The sequence below is a fragment of the Micromonospora sp. NPDC003197 genome (assembly GCF_053590565.1).
In genome coordinates, this window is the sequence record NZ_JBSFTE010000001.1 from 314868 (window position 1) to 331548 (window position 16681).

At 70.3% G+C, this 16681-nt stretch carries 12 protein-coding genes; 6 read left to right on the forward strand and 6 right to left on the reverse strand.

What is annotated here, in order from left to right; all coding sequences use genetic code 11:
- The first annotated feature begins 155 nt into the window (after positions 1–155).
- Entirely contained in the window at positions 156–1481 is a 1326-nt protein-coding gene (gene mycP, locus ACWDV4_RS01425; protein ID WP_449973920.1) for a type VII secretion-associated serine protease mycosin, read from the forward strand.
- An 85-nt stretch (positions 1482–1566) separates the two neighbouring features.
- On the opposite strand, the gene ACWDV4_RS01430 is transcribed toward mycP, so the two are convergent.
- The 4 genes from ACWDV4_RS01430 to eccD all read right to left on the reverse strand — a co-directional run bounded on the left by ACWDV4_RS01430 (position 1567) and on the right by eccD (position 5287).
- Positions 1567–1857 carry a WXG100 family type VII secretion target gene (locus ACWDV4_RS01430; RefSeq protein WP_449973922.1) on the reverse strand — a complete coding sequence of 97 codons (291 nt, stop codon included), beginning with the start codon at positions 1855–1857 and terminating at the stop codon, positions 1567–1569.
- Positions 1858–1882: 25 nt separating this feature from the next.
- Positions 1883–2218: a WXG100 family type VII secretion target gene (locus ACWDV4_RS01435; RefSeq protein WP_449973924.1), complete on the reverse strand. Its 336-nt coding sequence runs from the start codon at positions 2216–2218 to the stop codon at positions 1883–1885.
- Positions 2219–2392: 174 nt separating this feature from the next.
- The gene (gene eccB / locus ACWDV4_RS01440; protein ID WP_449973926.1) at positions 2393–3817 is read right to left on the reverse strand and encodes a type VII secretion protein EccB; all 1425 of its coding nucleotides are present in this window, start codon (positions 3815–3817) and stop codon (positions 2393–2395) included.
- Between the two features lie 81 nt (positions 3818–3898).
- On the reverse strand, positions 3899–5287 hold the full coding sequence (gene eccD, locus ACWDV4_RS01445; protein ID WP_449973928.1) for a type VII secretion integral membrane protein EccD: 1389 nt from the start codon (positions 5285–5287) through the stop codon (positions 3899–3901).
- Between the two features lie 158 nt (positions 5288–5445).
- Here eccD and eccCa point away from each other — a divergent pair, with 158 nt between their 5' ends.
- From eccCa to ACWDV4_RS01465, 4 genes are all read left to right on the forward strand, one after another.
- The gene (eccCa, locus tag ACWDV4_RS01450; RefSeq protein ID WP_449973930.1) at positions 5446–9396 is read left to right on the forward strand and encodes a type VII secretion protein EccCa; all 3951 of its coding nucleotides are present in this window, start codon (positions 5446–5448) and stop codon (positions 9394–9396) included.
- Positions 9397–9579: 183 nt separating this feature from the next.
- Entirely contained in the window at positions 9580–10335 is a 756-nt protein-coding gene (locus ACWDV4_RS01455; RefSeq protein ID WP_449973932.1) for a hypothetical protein, read from the forward strand.
- 32 nt (positions 10336–10367) lie between these two features.
- Positions 10368–12074, forward strand: coding sequence for a hypothetical protein (locus tag ACWDV4_RS01460; RefSeq protein ID WP_449973934.1), 1707 nt, complete (start codon positions 10368–10370; stop codon positions 12072–12074).
- A gap of 56 nt (positions 12075–12130) precedes the next feature.
- A complete protein-coding gene (locus ACWDV4_RS01465) occupies positions 12131–13279 on the forward strand; it encodes a hypothetical protein (RefSeq protein ID WP_449973936.1) in 1149 nt (382 codons plus the stop codon).
- A gap of 10 nt (positions 13280–13289) precedes the next feature.
- On the opposite strand, the gene ACWDV4_RS01470 is transcribed toward ACWDV4_RS01465, so the two are convergent.
- A complete protein-coding gene (locus ACWDV4_RS01470; RefSeq protein WP_449973938.1) occupies positions 13290–14531 on the reverse strand; it encodes a helix-turn-helix domain-containing protein in 1242 nt (413 codons plus the stop codon).
- Between the two features lie 158 nt (positions 14532–14689).
- On the opposite strand from ACWDV4_RS01470, the gene ACWDV4_RS01475 reads away from it, so the two are divergent.
- Positions 14690–14935, forward strand: a complete 246-nt coding sequence (locus ACWDV4_RS01475; protein WP_449973940.1) for a hypothetical protein — start codon at positions 14690–14692, stop codon at positions 14933–14935.
- Here the strand turns inward: ACWDV4_RS01475 and abc-f are convergent.
- Positions 14917–16530, reverse strand: coding sequence for a ribosomal protection-like ABC-F family protein (gene abc-f, locus ACWDV4_RS01480; protein ID WP_449973942.1), 1614 nt, complete (start codon positions 16528–16530; stop codon positions 14917–14919). The two genes, ACWDV4_RS01475 and abc-f, sit on opposite strands and share 19 nt — an antisense overlap.
- Positions 16531–16681 lie beyond the last annotated feature (151 nt).

Consider the following 16681-nt stretch of genomic DNA (forward strand, 5'->3'; position numbering starts at 1 on the left):
ATGTGCAGGTCGTCAGCGGCGACGAAGTCACGAGGGGCGTAGCCATCCACAACGGAACCGTGGCCGATCCTGATAGGAACGATACTGAAGCTCGTCGACACAAACAACGCGTTCGGACCATGCTCGCCGACCCCACCAGTCACTGGAGGACCCGGATGGCGCGATCCCGACAACTCGCCAGATCCGCCGGCTCGCTCGCGATGCTCGTCACTGGCGTCACCGTGCTGGTCGCCTGCGTCGTGGCGGTCGTCACGGGAACCGCCGGCCCGGCCGTCGCAGCCGGTTGCTCCGGAAACGTCCCGGCATCGGGCGACATCGCCGCCAATCTGCCCCCCGAGCAACTCATGCTCGGCGCTGGCCGGGTCTGGCCATCGACCGCTGGCCAGGGGGTCACCGTCGCAGTCGTCGACACCGGCGTCGACGGCAGCCACCCACAGCTGTACGGGGCAGTCAAGCAGGGCTGGGACCTGGTCACCGCGACGCCCGGGGGCACCCTGGACTGCACCTCGCACGGCACGGCGGTGGCCAGTGTCATCGCCGCCCGTCCCCTGTCCGGCATCGGATTCGTCGGCGTCGCTCCGGGGGCCTCGATCCTGCCGATACGGGTCACTGAGGGCAGCGCCGGCAGCGAACGCGACATTTCGGCGTCACTCGCCCAGGCCATCCGATGGGCTACCGACCACGGCGCCCAGGTCATCAACCTGTCACTCGTCACCGGCGACGACAGCGCGGCGTTACGCGCGGCCGTAACCTATGCACAGGATCGCGACGTGCTGCTGGTCGCTGCCGCCGGCACCCGTTCCGACGAGGCAAACGCCGACGAGGACCCACCGCGGCCGGACCCGCCGTCCTATCCCGCCGCCTACCCGGGCGTACTCGGCGTGGGAGCGGTTGACGATCGGGGCGTACGGCTACGCAACTCGCCAATCGGCCCGCAGGTAGACCTCGTGGCCCCGGGAGGCAACGTGCTCGCCGCGACCCGGGTACGCGGACACGCCTACTGGTCGGGCACCGGCATCGCGGCTCCGGCGGTCAGCGCCGCAGCCGCCCTGGTGCGTGCCGCCCACCCCGGTCTGAGCGCCGTCGAGGTGCAGCGCCGACTGCTGGCCACCGCCAATCGGGGGCCTGGTGGCAGCGACTCCGCCGGTTACGGTCGGGGATTGCTCGATCCGTACCGGGCCGTGACGGACTCGGTCGCCGGTGGCGCGGCGATCGTGTTGCCGGGGATGGCGGCGCGGGCCGATGACACGGCCCGGCGGGAGAGCGACCGGCGGTGGAACTCACTGGCCCGCACCGCCGTTGTCATCGCGGCTGTCTCGCTCGGCGGTGCGATGCTGGTCACGATCGTCGGGGCCCTCCGGCGACGGCGGCGGCCGGATGACGGGTGGACGCTCGCGTCAGGCGATCCGGCTGACCCGACCGATTCGCTGGATGCCCCAGAAGCCTACTTCGCCATACCGAAGCCACCCCACCCGAACTGATGGGCCGGGTCGGCCACCGCCGACCGGCCCGGCGACAGCCAGTTGAGCTGACGGGCCGGGCCTGCCGCGCACTGCCCGGGGTAGCTCAGCCGCCGGCAATCGCGGTGTTGGCGCGCTCCCGCTCCTGCATGACCTGGTTGGCCTCGGCAACCGCGCTCTTGAGCTTGCCGATCACCTGGCCGATTTCTTGGGCGGCCCGACCCCAGTCGGACTGGCAGCTCCGGTACGCGGCCTGGGCCGTGCCGTCCCAGGCTTCCGACAGCGGTTGCATCACCTCTTCCAGGGCTCTGATCTGGTCCAGCATTTTCGCGTGCGTCGAGGACAGCGTGTCCACACCCATGTCGAGCGCGCCGAACTGGACGGTTATCTGCGACATCTGATCCTGCCTCCCGGTCGCGTGGTTAGAACTTGAGGGCTGCGGTGATGGTGCCGGCCTCAGCCGCCGACCGACTGACGGTCTGCTGAGTCTCCTCATCGGCCGTCGTATAGCCACTGCCGATCCGGCTCAACATCTCCACCAGGCGGCCGAGTGCCCCGTTGATCTGAAGCATGTCGCTGCGCAGCGCCTCGTGCGCGTTGTGGAAGGCCGTACCGCCGGCCCCCACCCAGGCCGTTCCCAACATGCTCAACTGCGTGCTCATGGTCTCGGTGGTACTGCTGATTTGTCCGGCGATTTCCGCCGCGCGCGTTGCCGCGTTCGCCATGACCTGGGTATCGGTTTGCAAGCCGGATGCCATCGCAGAACCGCCTCCACTCCACAAGGGACTCAACTCGCACGGGAAAACACCCCAGGATGCAGGGGCATCGATATGAAGGTACCCAACCGCATCGACCGCACGGAAGACAGCGCCGGCAAAACCTGACGTCGGCCCCCCTCGCGACCATCGTCATCCGTCACCGAATCGGCGTCCTCAACCCTGTACGGGTCGACGGGCCGCGGACGGGTCCAACGGTGGGCCCTCCGGCACCCGGGCGACCAACGCGGCCGGCAGACGTACCGGTTGCACGTTGGCGTAACCGAGCAGGCCCTGCACGGTGTGATCGGTCAGGGCATGCCGCAGCCCCAGATCGGTCACCAGGAACCGGGTACCGACCGGTGCCTCCGGCGCGGGAACGGCCTCGACCACCGCCGCCCAACCGGGGCTGACCTCGACCCGGTCCGCCAGGGACGCCCCATCGGCCGACCTCCGCGAACCGCCGACTGGCGCTGCCGGGGTCGGCTGCCCGGCTGCGATCACCAGGCGCGGTGGGCTGGCCGCATCGCTGAACTCGGCGCAGATCGCAGAGTTCGGCAGCTCGGGGGCGGTGATGCGCGGCAGTGTCGCCGGTGGCGCTCCACTGTCCGGGGCCGGGGGTTGCTGCTTGTCGGCCCCCGCCGCCTGCGCGGGACTCAACGGTCGGGCCACTGGCCACCCGTCGGGGTACGCCGACCGGGTGGCCGGATCGGCGAGCAGGATGCTCGCCTCCACGGCGGTCAGCGGTGCCAGCCGCTGGCCGTCGGCGACGAGGTAGTACTGCCGGTCGGTGCCGGCACCGTTCATGACGTACACCTGGCCGACCAGCGCACCGCTGACCGCGGTCGACGGCGTGCCACGCCCGAGAACGGCGCGGCTACCCAGACGTTGCCCGGCCGGAAGTGTGTCCAGCCAGGCCGACGCCACCGGGGTCGCGGGCTGCTGGTCGAGGCCGAGTGCGGTGAGCACCACCGACCGGTCCACGATCTCGTGGCGGTGTCGACGCCAGATCAGGACCAGCCGATGGGTATCCACCTCCTCGGCGAGCAGCGCGTCGTCGCCCAACTCCCGACCGGTGACCGGAGCGCCGCCAACCCGGAGCACGGTCGCCGTCGCGACCCGCCCGGTACCGTCCCGGGCCTGCTGTACGCACGTCGTCCACGCGGCACCGGTCACCCGGCCGGCAGGGGGTAGGGCATCGGGCGCGCCGACGATGCCCAGGGGCACCCCACGCGGGATCCCGAGCAGCGAGTTGGCCGAGACCTGGGTGGTCTTCGGCGTACCGCCCAGAGCGAGCAGCGCCGAGGCGAAGTTGGCCATGGGATGGAGGACACCCTCCCGGTAGACGTACCGGGTGCCGGTCTCCCGCTCCACGATGATCGAACTACCGTCGCGCCACTTGTCACTGCCGCCGGGCCGGACCATGGCGTAGACACCCACCGCGGCCAGGCCGACAACCGCCACCATGATCCCCGCCAGGCCGGCGCCAACCAGCCGGCGGCCGGTCGGCTGCACCGGGTCGATGTCCTGATAGGCCAGCGCCGACACGACCCGCTGCATGATGAACTGGTACGACTGCATCTGATCGCGGCGGGTCGGCATGTTTCCTCCGGTCTCGTGAGCCGTTGGTCCGGCGTCGTAGCCGTTCAGGTAAGGAACAATCGGGCCAGCGGATCGGCCCGGTCAGCCCGCTACGCCGCGCATCGCCGCGTACAGGCCGAGGACGCCACAGGCCAGGGGTACGACGGCGAGCAGCAACAGGACGTCCAGTAGGTCGGCGGCCCGGGCGAGATACACCGACGGCCGGCGGTTGGCGGTACGCAGCCCCACCGCGACGGCCCCGAGCGCCGCACCGCCAAGCGCCACGGCGTACCAGGCCGATCCCGGGTCGGCCATCGTGCTGGCCTGGCCGACCGCCAGCGCAACCAGGCCGATCAGGCCACAGGCCAGCATCGGCAGGCGGTGTCGCACCGTCGGGAACAGCCGGGCCCGCAGCAGGTACGCCACCGCCAGCACCAGGGTGAGCAGCGGAGCTGCGACGCCACCCGCCGGACCGAGCAGGACGAGCCCGATCGCGGCGACTACCGCCGTACCGGCAAGAAATCCGGTCAGGATGTCGTCGGCCCGGGTGACAGCGGCAAGCGTGGCGGCGGCCGGTGTGGCCCGTTCGACGCTGAGCAGGTCGGTCGCCGAGCGCGGCACCGAGGGCAGCGGCAGCCGCCCCAGCCGTGCGGCCAGGGCCGGCCAGAGCGGGGCGAGCAGGAGTAACGCCGCCCCGGTGGTCGCGGCCGTGCCCACCGCGTCGAACGGGCCGAGCGCCACCGCAGCGCCACCCGCGCCGGTCAACGCCGCGGTCATGGCGGCCACGAACAACCATCGCTGGCCGGTCTCGCCCAGATATCCGGCCAGCCCGGCCAGCAACAGCGCCGCACAGCCGGTGAGCAGGTGCGGCGCACCGAACCGGGACAGCGGCTGGGTGCCGCCGAGCAGCAGGAGACCGCCGGTGAACGCGGCCACCAGCCCGTAGCCGGCCAACAGACGACCGATCTCCGGCTCGTCGTACTGCCGTGACAACACGGCACCGCTGGTAAGGAGGACAACGGCCATGCCCAGCGCGCACCCGGCGGCGGGTGTCCAGGGTGGACCGCTCAGCAGGCTCACCAGTAGCGCGGCGAACACCAGTACACCAGCGATGACGGCACCGCCCCAGCGGCTGACCCGCGCGTCCCACAGAGCGCCGCCCTGGCGGGCTCCGGCCGCGATCGCCTCCACGATGTCGTCGTACTCCGGCTCGGGCCAGTCGGTGTGCGCCTGGACCAGGTGCAGCACCTCGCCGTCGCGTACGCCCTGCGCCGCGACGCTGCGCGCCACGTCGAGCCGGGTTCCATCTCGTCGACGGAGCACCCACCCACCCTGCTCACCCGCACGGTCGACGACTTCCTCACCGGCGTGCGACAGCATCGCCGGCAACAGGACCGCCAACGCCAGCTGTTCCGGAAGAGCGAGGTCGAGGCGGCGCTGGGGCGCCACGACCACCACTCGGGTGAGCCCGACATCAGGGTCCGTCGCCACGCCGGCCTCCCTGCCTCACCGCCTACTGCGGCTTACTCGATGCGCGGCTGACCAAATTAGCAGTCGTCGACCTATCATGTGCCGCAAGCAGTACCGCCGCGGACACCCCGTTTCCCGGGCCGGTCCGCGAGCACGGGCGCGGAAAGGCGGAGCCGGCCGTGGGTGTCACTGTCCACCGTAGACCTCTGCGACTGCCGGCACCGGAATATCCCACCGGTGAGGTCCTGCTGGAATCGCCTCCGGAGATCGCCGCATCGAGCGGCCGGCGGTGGACCCAGCTGATGATGATGCTGCCGATGCTCGCCGGGTCGATGGCGATGGCGCTGATGTTCGCCGGCCAGAGTGGCAGCACCCTGGCGTACGTCACCGGCGGGCTCTTCGGCCTCTCCAGCCTCGGCATGATCATGTCCCAGCTCAGCCTCTCCGGCGGCGGGCAGACCCGACAGGAAATGATTCAGGCCCGCCGTCAGTTCATGCGCCATCTGGCCCAGCGTCGGCGCACGGTACGCCGCAACTCAGTCCGGCAGCGCGCCGCCCAACTGCACCACCACCCGGAGCCGGACAGCCTCTGGTCGGTCGCGGCCAGCCCGCGACTGTGGGAACGGCGTCCGGGTGACAACGATTTCGCCACCGCGCGCATCGGCCTCGGCCCCGCTGAACTGGCTACCCCACTGGTGCCGCCGGAGACCCGTGCGGTCGAGGACCTGGACCCGATGTGCGCGTCCGGGCTCCGGCGGTTCATCCAGACCTACGCGATCGTGCCGGAGCTGCCGATCGTCATGGCGCTGGACGGGTTCAGCCGGGTCTACCTGCGTGGGGAGGCCGACCGTACCCGGGCCCTGGCCCGGGTCCTCACCGCCCACGCAGCGACCTTCCACGCCCCCGACGACATGCTGGTGGCGGCCTGCGTGGGCGACGCTGAGCGGGCGGAGTGGGAATGGCTCAAGTGGCTGCCGCACGCCCTGCACCCCCGACGCACCGACGCGCTCGGGGCGCTGCGTCTGCTCTCCGGCACGATCATCGGGTTGGAGGCCCTGTTGGACGACGTGGTCGCCGGGCGTCAACGCTTCACAAGCCGGGCGCGCGACGGCCATGGCGGTGCCAGTGGCCCACACCTGCTGCTGCTCGTGGACGGCGGGGGCACCTCCGGCTCCGACCACCTGTTGGCCGAGGGCGGCCTGGAGGCGGTAACCGTGATCGATCTCAGCACACCACCACCACGAGTACTCGACCGGCACACCCTGGTCCTCGACATCGACGCGCAGGGCGCACTGCGGACCACCACCTTCGAGGGTGCAGCCGAGGTCGGCCGAGCCGATGCGATCGCGACAGACGTGGCCGAGGCGCTGGCACTACAGATCGCCCCGCTACGGCTGACCAGCGCGGCACGTACCGAACGCCGGATGAACGCCAACGTGGGATTGGCCGACCTGCTGGAGCTAGGTGATCCTCGGGAGTTCGACCCCGCGACGACCTGGGCAACCCGACCGCAACGCGAGCGCCTTCGGGTACCGATCGGGATCGGCCCCGACGACGCACCGGTGGAACTGGACCTGAAGGAGTCGGCGCAGGACGGTATGGGGCCACACGGCCTGTTGATCGGTGCCACCGGCTCGGGCAAGTCCGAGTTGCTGCGCACCCTGGTGCTCGCTCTGGCCGCGACGCACGATCCCGAGCTACTCAACTTCGTACTTATCGACTTCAAGGGCGGCGCGACCTTCACCCGCCTGGAGGCTCTTCCCCACACCAGTGCCGTGATCACCAACCTCGCCGACGAGCTGCCGCTGGTCGACCGGATGGCCGAGGCCCTCAACGGCGAGCTGACCCGTCGCCAGGAGTTGCTTCGCGAGGCGGGAAACTTCGCCTCCCAGCGGGACTACGAACGCGCCCGCAGTAGTGGTGCCGCGCTGGCCCCGCTGCCGAGCCTGCTGATTGTGTGCGACGAGTTCTCCGAGCTACTCAGCGCCAAGCCCGACTTCGTGGACAACTTCGTTCAGATCGGCCGGGTGGGCCGGTCGCTCGGCATTCACCTGCTACTCGCCTCGCAGCGCTTGGAAGAGGGTCGGCTACGCGGGTTGGACACCCATCTGTCGTACCGGATCGGGCTGCGTACTTTCTCCGCCGCGGAGAGCCGCACCGTGCTCGGCGACGCAGCCGCCTACGAACTGCCCCGCAGCCCCGGTCATGGTTACCTGCGCTTCGCCACCGATCCGCTGAGCCGCTTCCACGCCGCCTACGTCTCCGGGACGCTGTCGAGCGCGGACGCCGCCACGACGGCCGTAGGCGAGCACCAGGTCCGCCTCTACACCACCACGTACGTCGCCCCGGTCGCGACCAGAGCCGACCCCACGGCACCAGCATCGCCGGAGGAGCCCGGCGGCGAGAGCCTGCTCGATGTCCTGGTCGACCGGATGCGCGCCCGTGGTACGCCCGCACACCAGGTATGGCTGCCGCCGCTGACCAAGCCACCGACCCTGGACCTGCTGCTGCCGCCGCTGCGTGTGGTTGCCGGGCGTGGCCTGACCACCGAGGACACCCGGTTGTACGGTGCCCTACGCGCCCCGGTCGGAGTGGTGGACCGGCCCCTGCACCAACGTCGTGACCCGCTCTGGCTGGACCTGTCCGGCGGCGCGGGACACCTGGTCGTCATCGGCGGGCCACAGAGCGGCAAGAGCACTCTGCTGCGTGCCCTCGTCACCGGGATGGCGTTGAGTCACACCCCTCGCGAGGTGCAGTTCTACTGTCTCGACTTCGGCGGCGGCGGGCTGCTCGGCCTACGCGGCCTGCCGCACGTCGGCGGGGTCGCGACCCGGCTCGACCCGGGGCCGGTACGACGTACGGTGGCCGAGATACGCCTACTGCTCGCCGAGCGCGAGAGGATCTTCGCCACCCACGGGGTGGACTCGATGGCCACCTACCGGAAGATGCGGTCCACCGGACGGTTCGCCGAGGATCGCTTCGGTGACGTCTTCCTCGTCGTTGACGGCTGGGGCACCGTACGCGCCGAATTCGAGGAACTTGAGGCGGCCTTGACCGATATCGGCAACCGGGGCCTGTCGTACGGTGTGCACCTGGTCGCGGCCGCGACCCGCTGGATGGATCTGCGCTCCGCGGTGCGGGACGTCTTCGGCAGTCGGCTGGAGCTTCGACTCGGCGAGCCAGGCGACTCGATGCTGGACCGGCGGACCGCGATGAACGTACCGGAGAAGATGCCCGGTCGCGGCATCACCCCCGAGCGGCTGCACTTTCTCGGCGCACTGTCCCGCCTCGACGGCCAGCAGCGGGCCGAGACCGCAGGGGACGGCCTCGAAGCGCTGGTCCGGCAGGTCCAGGCGGGTTGGGACGGCCCACCGGCACCCCCGGTCCGGCTGCTGCCGGCGATGCTGCCGGCGCAGGACCTACCAGCGGAGGCGAACGAGCCGGGGCTGCCCATCGGCATCGCCGAAACCGACCTTCGGCCGGTGACCCTGAACTTCGACGCCGACCCGCACTTCGTCGCCTACGGCGACTCCGGGTCGGGCAAGACCGCGTTCCTGCGCACCCTGGCCCGGTCCATTGTCGAACGCCATTCGCCCCGCCAGGCCCGACTCATCGTGGTCGACTACCGACGTGGGCTGCTCGGGACGGTGAGCGAGGAACACCTCATCGGCTACGGAACATCGGCTGCCGTCACCCGCACGATGATCGACGAGGTCGCGGCCGTGATGGCTGACCGGCTGCCCGGCCCCGACGTGACCGCCGAGCAGTTGCGGGATCGGAGCTGGTGGCGCGGCCCGCAGCTCTACGTCCTGGTCGACGACTACGACCTGGTCGCCACCGGCCAGCAGAACCCGCTCAGCTCACTGGTCGAGTTCCTCGGGCAGGCCAGCGACATCGGCCTGCACCTCGTGGTCGTCCGGCGCAGCGGAGGTGCCGCCCGTACCGCCTTCGACCCCGTACTGCTGCGGATGCGGGAGTTGGGTTCCCCGGGCATCGTCATGTCCGGTGAGCGGGAGGAGGGTCCACTGGTGGGCAACGTACGACCGTCGGCACAGCCGCCCGGCCGGGGTTGGTTGGTCGATCGGCGGCACGGTCCCCGGCTGGTGCAGCTCGCATTCACCTCGCCGTGACCTTGAGAGAGTGCCCTCGGTGACTATCATCGATGACGGTCGGTCGCCGCTCGTCGACCATCCGATCCGTACCACCCCGACCGCGGTGCATCGTCGGTCGGCCCTGACGACTGGGGGTGTGGTTTGTCCGAGGAAGGTACAACGCCAGCCGGCTCGCAGATCCGGGTCGATGTCGCTGCTCTGATGGACTACCAACAGGCGCTCGAGCGCCAGACCGACGAGTTCAGGTTGACCACCGGCAACACGCTCAGCGGGTTGATGCAACTCATGTTCGGGGCGATCGGCGGGCTCGACGAGTTGAACGAGTTCCAGACCCGATACTTCACGGTGGTCGCCCAGGATCTACCGAAGAACGTCCTCGACACGACAATGGGCCTCACCTACCTGGCGGTCGGCGCCAAGACGATTGCGGGCACCTATGGCGAGGGCGACAACTTCTCGGCCGAGATGCTGCAACGCGTCGACAGCGCCCAGATAGCCAAGCTGTTCACCGAACCGCCGCCCGGCACGCAGGGCGAGGTCGAGCCCACCGGGTTCAAGGATCTCGACGACAAGACGAAACAGATCCTGGCGGACCTCAACCTGGCGGCACAGACCAACCAGAGTCTCAGCAACCAGCTCGACGACAACAACCGGACGATGAACCCCAAGGACGGGTCGGTCACCGTCACCGTCTCCGCCCCGGACCTGCCCGCCCGGCCGACCGCACCCGGTGGCCCCCCGCCGGTCACGGCCGAATCCCTCGGGCTGCCGAAGTCGTACACGACACTTCCTGAGGACGAGCTGCCGCCAGATCGCAGCGTGGAAATTCCCGGCGCGCCACCGAGGACCCAGGTCACGGTCATCGGTGGGCCCGGGGGTCCCATGGTCATCAGCACTCCGGTTCCGCAGACCGAGCAGATCTACGACGAGGACTACCGGAGGGACAACCCCTCCTAGGCCGACGCTCCGGGATTCGCCGAGGAGGTGTGATGCCGAACATCAACGACGCCAGCATCGACGAGTTGTGGTACGCCGTTCGCAATCTCAACGACGAGGCGGTCCTGAAGATGGCCGACCTGTGGCGGTCGCTGGGCGAGCGGCTGTCCTCCTCACGCACCACGCTCAAGACCGGATCCGACGAGGTCGCCAAAACCTGGCTGGGAACGGCGGCCGATGCCTACCTTGAGAATGTCGAAAAGACGAAAAGCTCCCTGGAAGCGGCAAGCATCGCCGCCTACTCGAATGGGAACAGGCTTGAGCTGATCGGTCTCAAGATGGGGACGGTCCAGCGGGAGCTACGCCCCCTGTGGGACGAATACCAGCAAAAAATGAAGGACATGGCACGGGAGGCCAGAGAGCGGGAACGATCACACAAGGGCTCTTCATATTCCCTTATAGACACATATATCGCCGCCCCGATCCGGCGGGCAAGCGACGCGCTGTTCGCCGACACGCCCAACCCGCAGGCCGAGCGGGACAAATTCTCCGAGCGCGCCCGGGTCATCGTCCGGCCTCTCGTGTCGATGGTTCAGGAAACCGTCCTGGTCAAGCCACCGGAGTTCACCGGCCCCAAAGCCGTGAACGCCACCGACCTGCTGACGCTGCGGCTGGAGATGCTGCAAAACCAGCAACTGAGCATGGCTGCACCGGGTGCGCCCGGAGCGCCGGGAGCGGTAGCGGCACCCCCGCCGCCGGTGGCTCCCGCACTGGGTACGCTGCCCCGCCCGCCGGCGTCACCAGCCGCCTCGGTGCCACCGGTACCGAAGCAACCAACCGCCTCGGGCATCAGGCCACCCGCTCCGCCGCTGCCCCGGGCTCCGCAGCCCTCGACCTCGCCGCCCCGGCCCGGCCTCGGGCTGCCCGGTAGTCGACCGCCAGCGCCACAGCCGGGGCAGATGCCGCCAGCTCGGCCCAGCGGACTCACTCCACCAGTCCGGTCTGGGGGACCCGCTCCAGTGGCCGGTCGGCCACCGGTCCGGCCGGGTCTGGCCGGCAATCGACCCGTCGGGCTGGGCAGCCCCAACGCACCATCACCAGCGCGCGGGGCGATCCCGGCGGGCCTGCACCTCGATGGTCCGGGAACCCGCGCCGGGGTGCCGGGCGTACCGCCCGGCACCGGGGGCGCCTCCCGCCGCAGTCGCGACAAGCGCCCACCCGTACTGGGAACGGGCCGGCCGGAGGGCCCACTGTCGGAGGAGCTGGGCACGCTGACGCCCCCGCCCATGAGCCCCAATCTCGCCGGCCGGCGGGCCGCACCTACCCGACGTGAGCCTTTGGCATCCGGTCCGATACCGCCGATCGGGGCACCCCAACCGCCGGGACGGACCGGGCCGCGCTCACCTGCCACACCGGTCGCCCCGTCGGACCGGTCCGACAATCCCTGGTTGCCGGTCGAGGCCCGCCGGCCGGATCTCACCGGTCAGGCCGGGCGTGGCCGAGGTCCGACCGGACTCGGCCCGACCCTGGTGGGCGCACGCACCCCGGGGCGCCCTGGGTCGGGCGATCACACACAGCAGGCAGCCGGTCAGCGAGCGGAGCAACACGACCGCGATCACCGAACCATCGAACCGACGGACGATCATCCGTGGGAGATCCCCACTGCGGCCGGCGGTGTCGTCGACACCCCCGTGGCGCCAGCTGTGCCACCGACCGGCGAGCCGGCCCTACCCGGCAACACGGCAGTGACCTCTCGATGATCTCCTGCGTCCACCCGGCGAGCCACCTGCGCCCACCGCACCACGTAGTAGCGCAGATGACGACCGCGATGGATACGCTGACTGCCAGCGGCTGGTCCGGACACCGGATCACGACATCACCACCACTCGTCGACATTGCCCGAGAGGGGCTGCCGGTGGAGACCGACGATCGGGTTGAGGCATGCCACTGGATGCTCCTGCGCCTGGCCGGCTGGGTGCCCGACACCCTCCTAACCCAGGGGCGACATTGGCTCGCCGATGGGCGGTTGACCGATCTGGCCAAGGCGGTCGCGCATGCGGTCCTCACGGCCCGGGTCCGGATGGTCGACCTGGACCTGGACCTGCTGACCGAACTCTGTCGCGAGGGCGGAACGGCCATCCCCGCACTCCAACTGGTCGAGGTGTCGCCCCTGGAACACATGCCGCTGTTCGCCTTCACGGCACAGCTGACGACCGGGGACGAGCCGGACACCGAGCTTGCGGAGCGGCCCGACCCGGTGGCTCGGGCGGCGGTCGACGCGGCTGAGGCCGAGCCTGACGTCCGCGCGGTCTGGCTGGCCTGGCGCTTCCCCGTCTGGGGCGGGCCATGGCCCCCGCCGCGCCGGGTCTTCGTGGTGGAGACCGAGGAGGACGCCGATCTGGTACCGCTGACTGCCCGCCTGCAGTACGCCCTCCGTACGGCTGGCGAGGTCGATCCACAGGTCGAGACGTACCCGACGCGCACCGATCCACCGACCTATCAGCAGCTCGCCCGCTCGGGTGGCACCCTGCTGTGGGCCCGCACCCCGGACCCTGGCATCCGGATTGCCACCGTCTTCGACGAGGTCGACCCGCAGTCGGGTCCGGCGATGCGACCTGATCACATCGTCCTTGATGACGTGGAGCGGCGACGTGTGCTGGCCTACCTGAGTCGGGGTGAGCTCCTGCTCGAAACCCTGTCCAAGATGGACGACGTGTGGGAGCCGGAGGCGCTGGCGGTCGTACCGATCAACTTCCGGACCGATGGGCACTGGATCTGGAGTGACGCAACCACCTACTACCTGGACCGGTACGGGCTGGCGCCGGACCCGCTGTTCCTGGAGCACATCCGAGGCCGACGGTACGTCTTCGACGAGAGTGGGCTCGACGGCGCTGCCATACACCGGGCCCTGGCCGTGCTGGAGAAGCCGCTCGACGAGGAGCCGGCCTGGGTGGTCGGCGGGTAAGACCTACGGGTCACCCGCCGAGGCCGAGGCGTTCGCACAGGCCCCGTAGCTCGGTCCAGCCGGTGCCCCGACGGGACCGGTCCAACATGCCGCGTACGGTCTCCACAATCAACGGGGTGCGCATCCGCTGCGGACCGAGCCGTTCGGCGGTGAGCAGCAGGCGCAGTGCTTCCCGGTCGTTGCCGATCCTGGCCAGGGCCCGCCCGGTGTCGGCGTAGAACGCGAACTGCCGGGACACCGAATCGACCAGGTGGGGACGCGTCCCCCGAGCGACGTCAACGGCGTACCCGGGGTCATCCCCGTCGGCTGCCATCGCGATACGCCAGAAGTTGATGTTCGTCGGCCCGAACATCAACCGGAGCGCGGTGGATTCGCCGGTCCGCCGGGCGATTGCCTCCGCCTCCGCGAGGGGCGCGTCCACGTCCGCCGTACGCCCCTGCGCTGACCAGGCGAATGCCAGGGTCAGCAGCAGTTGCCCGTAGGTCTCCGCACCGGCTGATGCCGTCTTTCCCCGCCCGAGGTCGCGTATCCCCCGCTCGGCGACCTGCCCGGCGCGCGACACCAACCCCATGCCCAACGCCGCGTGCGCGCGCGCCCAGGCCGCCAATCCCAACAGGACCGGGTCCTCCGTCGCCTCGGCGGCCTGCTGTGTCCGGTCAGCCACCAGGCAGGCCGATCCGGGATGACCGGCATAGCGGACCACGAACGAGGCGGTGTCCAATGTGATGACCAGGGCTCGCAACGCCCGGTCACGTTCCGGGCCGAAGGCGGCCCGGTGTAGGCCACGGATTAGGGCCGGAAGGCGGGTGGCTGCGGCGACATACTCGCACCGGGCACGCAGGTCGCGGACCAGGTCCAGTTCGCGGCCCAGTCGGGCAAGCGGCTCGGCCGGTGGAGGGGTTGAGCCATCCGGGCGGCAGTCCAATTCCACGCCATCCGGGCGGCAGCCAAGGTCCGCGTCGACCACGGCGCGGACCGTCTCGTAGATTGCGCCACCGGTCTCCACCCGGTCCCGGCTCACCGGATCGGCGGGCAGGCTGGTGAGATCGGCGACCGGACAGCGTAGGGCCTGGGCAACAGCCGCCAACGTAGTCCGGTTGTCGGCGGAGATGAGCCCGTGCTCGATCCGCGACCAGGTGGAGGGCGCAATGCCGGCCCGGTCGGCGGCGTGCCGGATGCTCCAGCCGGCTAGTTCACGCCGCTCCCGGATGCGCTGGCCGATGGCCGTGTCCACGCTGATCCGACGGGGCATGGCAATCCTCCCGAGCTGCTGTGGAATGCCACGTTACGGCAGTGTTGCGACTATGCAACAGCCCTCGGTCAGCTAGGCATTACGGTCCGTTAATCATCGTCGCGTTCCGACCCGGCCCGATCCCGGCGACTGCGCACGATGCCAGGCAGCCCGTCCCGGTGCCACCAGTTCGCCGCCAGCGCAGCCGGCTCGATCAACTCTCGTCCGGTCCGAACACGAAGGCGGCGATCACCATGACCGACCGGCAGCACATCGACAACCAGTACGACGCGGCGCAACTGGCGGTCCGCCAGCACCGGGACAACGGGCGGTGCTGGCGCTGCGACCACGCCGGCTGCTGGTGGTACGACTGGGCCCGCGCCTATCTCGCCGAATACCAGCGCGGTCAGGCGATCGTGTCCTGACCGGCTGGCCGACCATCGCGCAGCTCCCATGGCTGGCCAACGAACCGGCGGCGGAACGCTCGGTCGTGCGAGACGACCACCAGCGCCCCCGGATAGTCGGCCAGCGCCTGCTCCAACTCCTCGACCAGGGTGAGCGACAGGTGGTTGGTGGGCTCGTCCAGCAGCAGCAGGTCCGTTTCACCGACCAGCAACCGGGCCAACGCCAGCCGGCGGCGCTGCCCGACTGACAACGCCCCGACCGGCACCCGCAGGGTGTCCGCGTGGAACAGCCCGAGCGCCAGCAGCCGATCCCGATGCTCCTCGACGTCCCCGGGGCGTCCCTCGGCGTACGCCGCCAGCACGCTCTGCCGGGGCCGGTGGACCGGCGACTCCTGCGGCAGGTAGCCGATTCGGCCGTGCCGCCGTACCGTCCCGTGGTCGGGGGCCAGTTCGCCGGCGAGCACCCGGAGCAGGGTGGACTTGCCGGCCCCGTTGGGCCCGTGGACGAGCAGCCGCTCACCAGCGGCCACCGACAGCGCGTCGACCGCGAGCCGGTCGGCCACCCGTACGGCGGCCAACTCGATGAGCGGTCCGGTGGTGTCGCCGCCGGCCAGCCGCCCGGCGAACCGCAGCGGCTCGGGCGGCACGGGCACCGGCTCGGCGGTCAGCCGCCGCAGCCGCTCCTGCGCGTTACGTACCCGGCTGGAGATCGAACTCTGCACTCGGCCCCTGTCCCGGTCGTACGCCAGTTTGTTGTTGTCCTTCATCGGCCGGCCGGGCGCGGCCCGGTGCGCGGTGGTGGCGGCGTACTCCGTCAGTCGGCGGATCTCCGCCTGCCAGTCGAGGTACGCCTGCTGCCACCTGGCCCGGGCGGCGGCCTTCTCGGTCAGATAGCCGTCGTAGCCGTTGCCAAAGCGGCTGACCGTACCGTCCGCCACCTCGACGATGGCGGCGGCCACCCGGTCCAGCAGCACCCGGTCGTGGGAGACGACCACGACGGTCCCCCGGTGGGCCCGCAGCCGCTCCTCCAGCCAGGTCAGCGCGGTCCCGTCCAGATGATTGGTGGGCTCGTCGAGCAGCAACACCTCCGGGTCGGCCGCCAGCAGACAGGCCAGCGCCAGTCGGGCCTGCTCACCGCCGGAAAGACTGCCCAACCGCCGATCCCGACCGATGTGTGCCAGGCCAAGACCGTGCAGCGCCTTGTCCACCCGCGCGTCGGCCTCGTAGCCGCCGCGCGCCTCGTACGCGCTGAGCAGTTCCCCGTACGCGGAGAGCCGCTCGGCCGTGGTCAGGTCGCTCTCCAGCTCGCGGAGGCGACGTTCGACGGCGCGCAGTTCGGCGAGTGCGGCGTCGATCGCCTGCCCGACGGTGTGCTCCCCGGGCAGGTCCAGGGTCTGGGCGAGGTGCCCTACCCCGCCGTCGGCGGTGACGGTGATCTGTCCGTCGTCCGGAGTCTCGACCCCGACGATCAGCCGAAGCAGGGTGGACTTGCCGGAGCCGTTCTCGCCGACGATGCCGACGTGTTCACCGGGCGGTACGGTCAGCGAGATCCGGTCGAGGACGAGCCGTTCCCCGTACGACATGGTGACGTCGTGCAGAGCGAGCTGGATAGCCAAGGGAGCCTCCGATCGAGGTGGTGAACCTGGTCGACTTCGACGTTCGACGGGTGCCCCATCGCTACTGCCCTCCTTGGTCACCGACTTGGTCAGCCACGGCATAATGCAACTACTGTTGCAATATTTCGTTGAGCATGCCAGCGATTGCTAG

What these genes read in the sequence shown, in the direction of transcription:
- ACWDV4_RS01430 (WP_449973922.1), bottom strand. Translation starts at nt 1,857, where the DNA reads ATGTCGCAGATAACCGTCCAGTTCGGCGCGCTCGACATGGGTGTGGAC.
- ACWDV4_RS01465 (WP_449973936.1), top strand. Translation starts at nt 12,131, where the DNA reads ATGACGACCGCGATGGATACGCTGACTGCCAGCGGCTGGTCCGGACAC.
- ACWDV4_RS01460 (WP_449973934.1), top strand. Translation starts at nt 10,368, where the DNA reads ATGCCGAACATCAACGACGCCAGCATCGACGAGTTGTGGTACGCCGTT.
- eccB (WP_449973926.1), bottom strand. Translation starts at nt 3,817, where the DNA reads ATGCCGACCCGCCGCGATCAGATGCAGTCGTACCAGTTCATCATGCAG.
- ACWDV4_RS01470 (WP_449973938.1), bottom strand. Translation starts at nt 14,531, where the DNA reads ATGCCCCGTCGGATCAGCGTGGACACGGCCATCGGCCAGCGCATCCGG.
- ACWDV4_RS01455 (WP_449973932.1), top strand. Translation starts at nt 9,580, where the DNA reads ATGGACTACCAACAGGCGCTCGAGCGCCAGACCGACGAGTTCAGGTTG.
- ACWDV4_RS01435 (WP_449973924.1), bottom strand. Translation starts at nt 2,218, where the DNA reads ATGGCATCCGGCTTGCAAACCGATACCCAGGTCATGGCGAACGCGGCA.
- mycP (WP_449973920.1), top strand. Translation starts at nt 156, where the DNA reads ATGGCGCGATCCCGACAACTCGCCAGATCCGCCGGCTCGCTCGCGATG.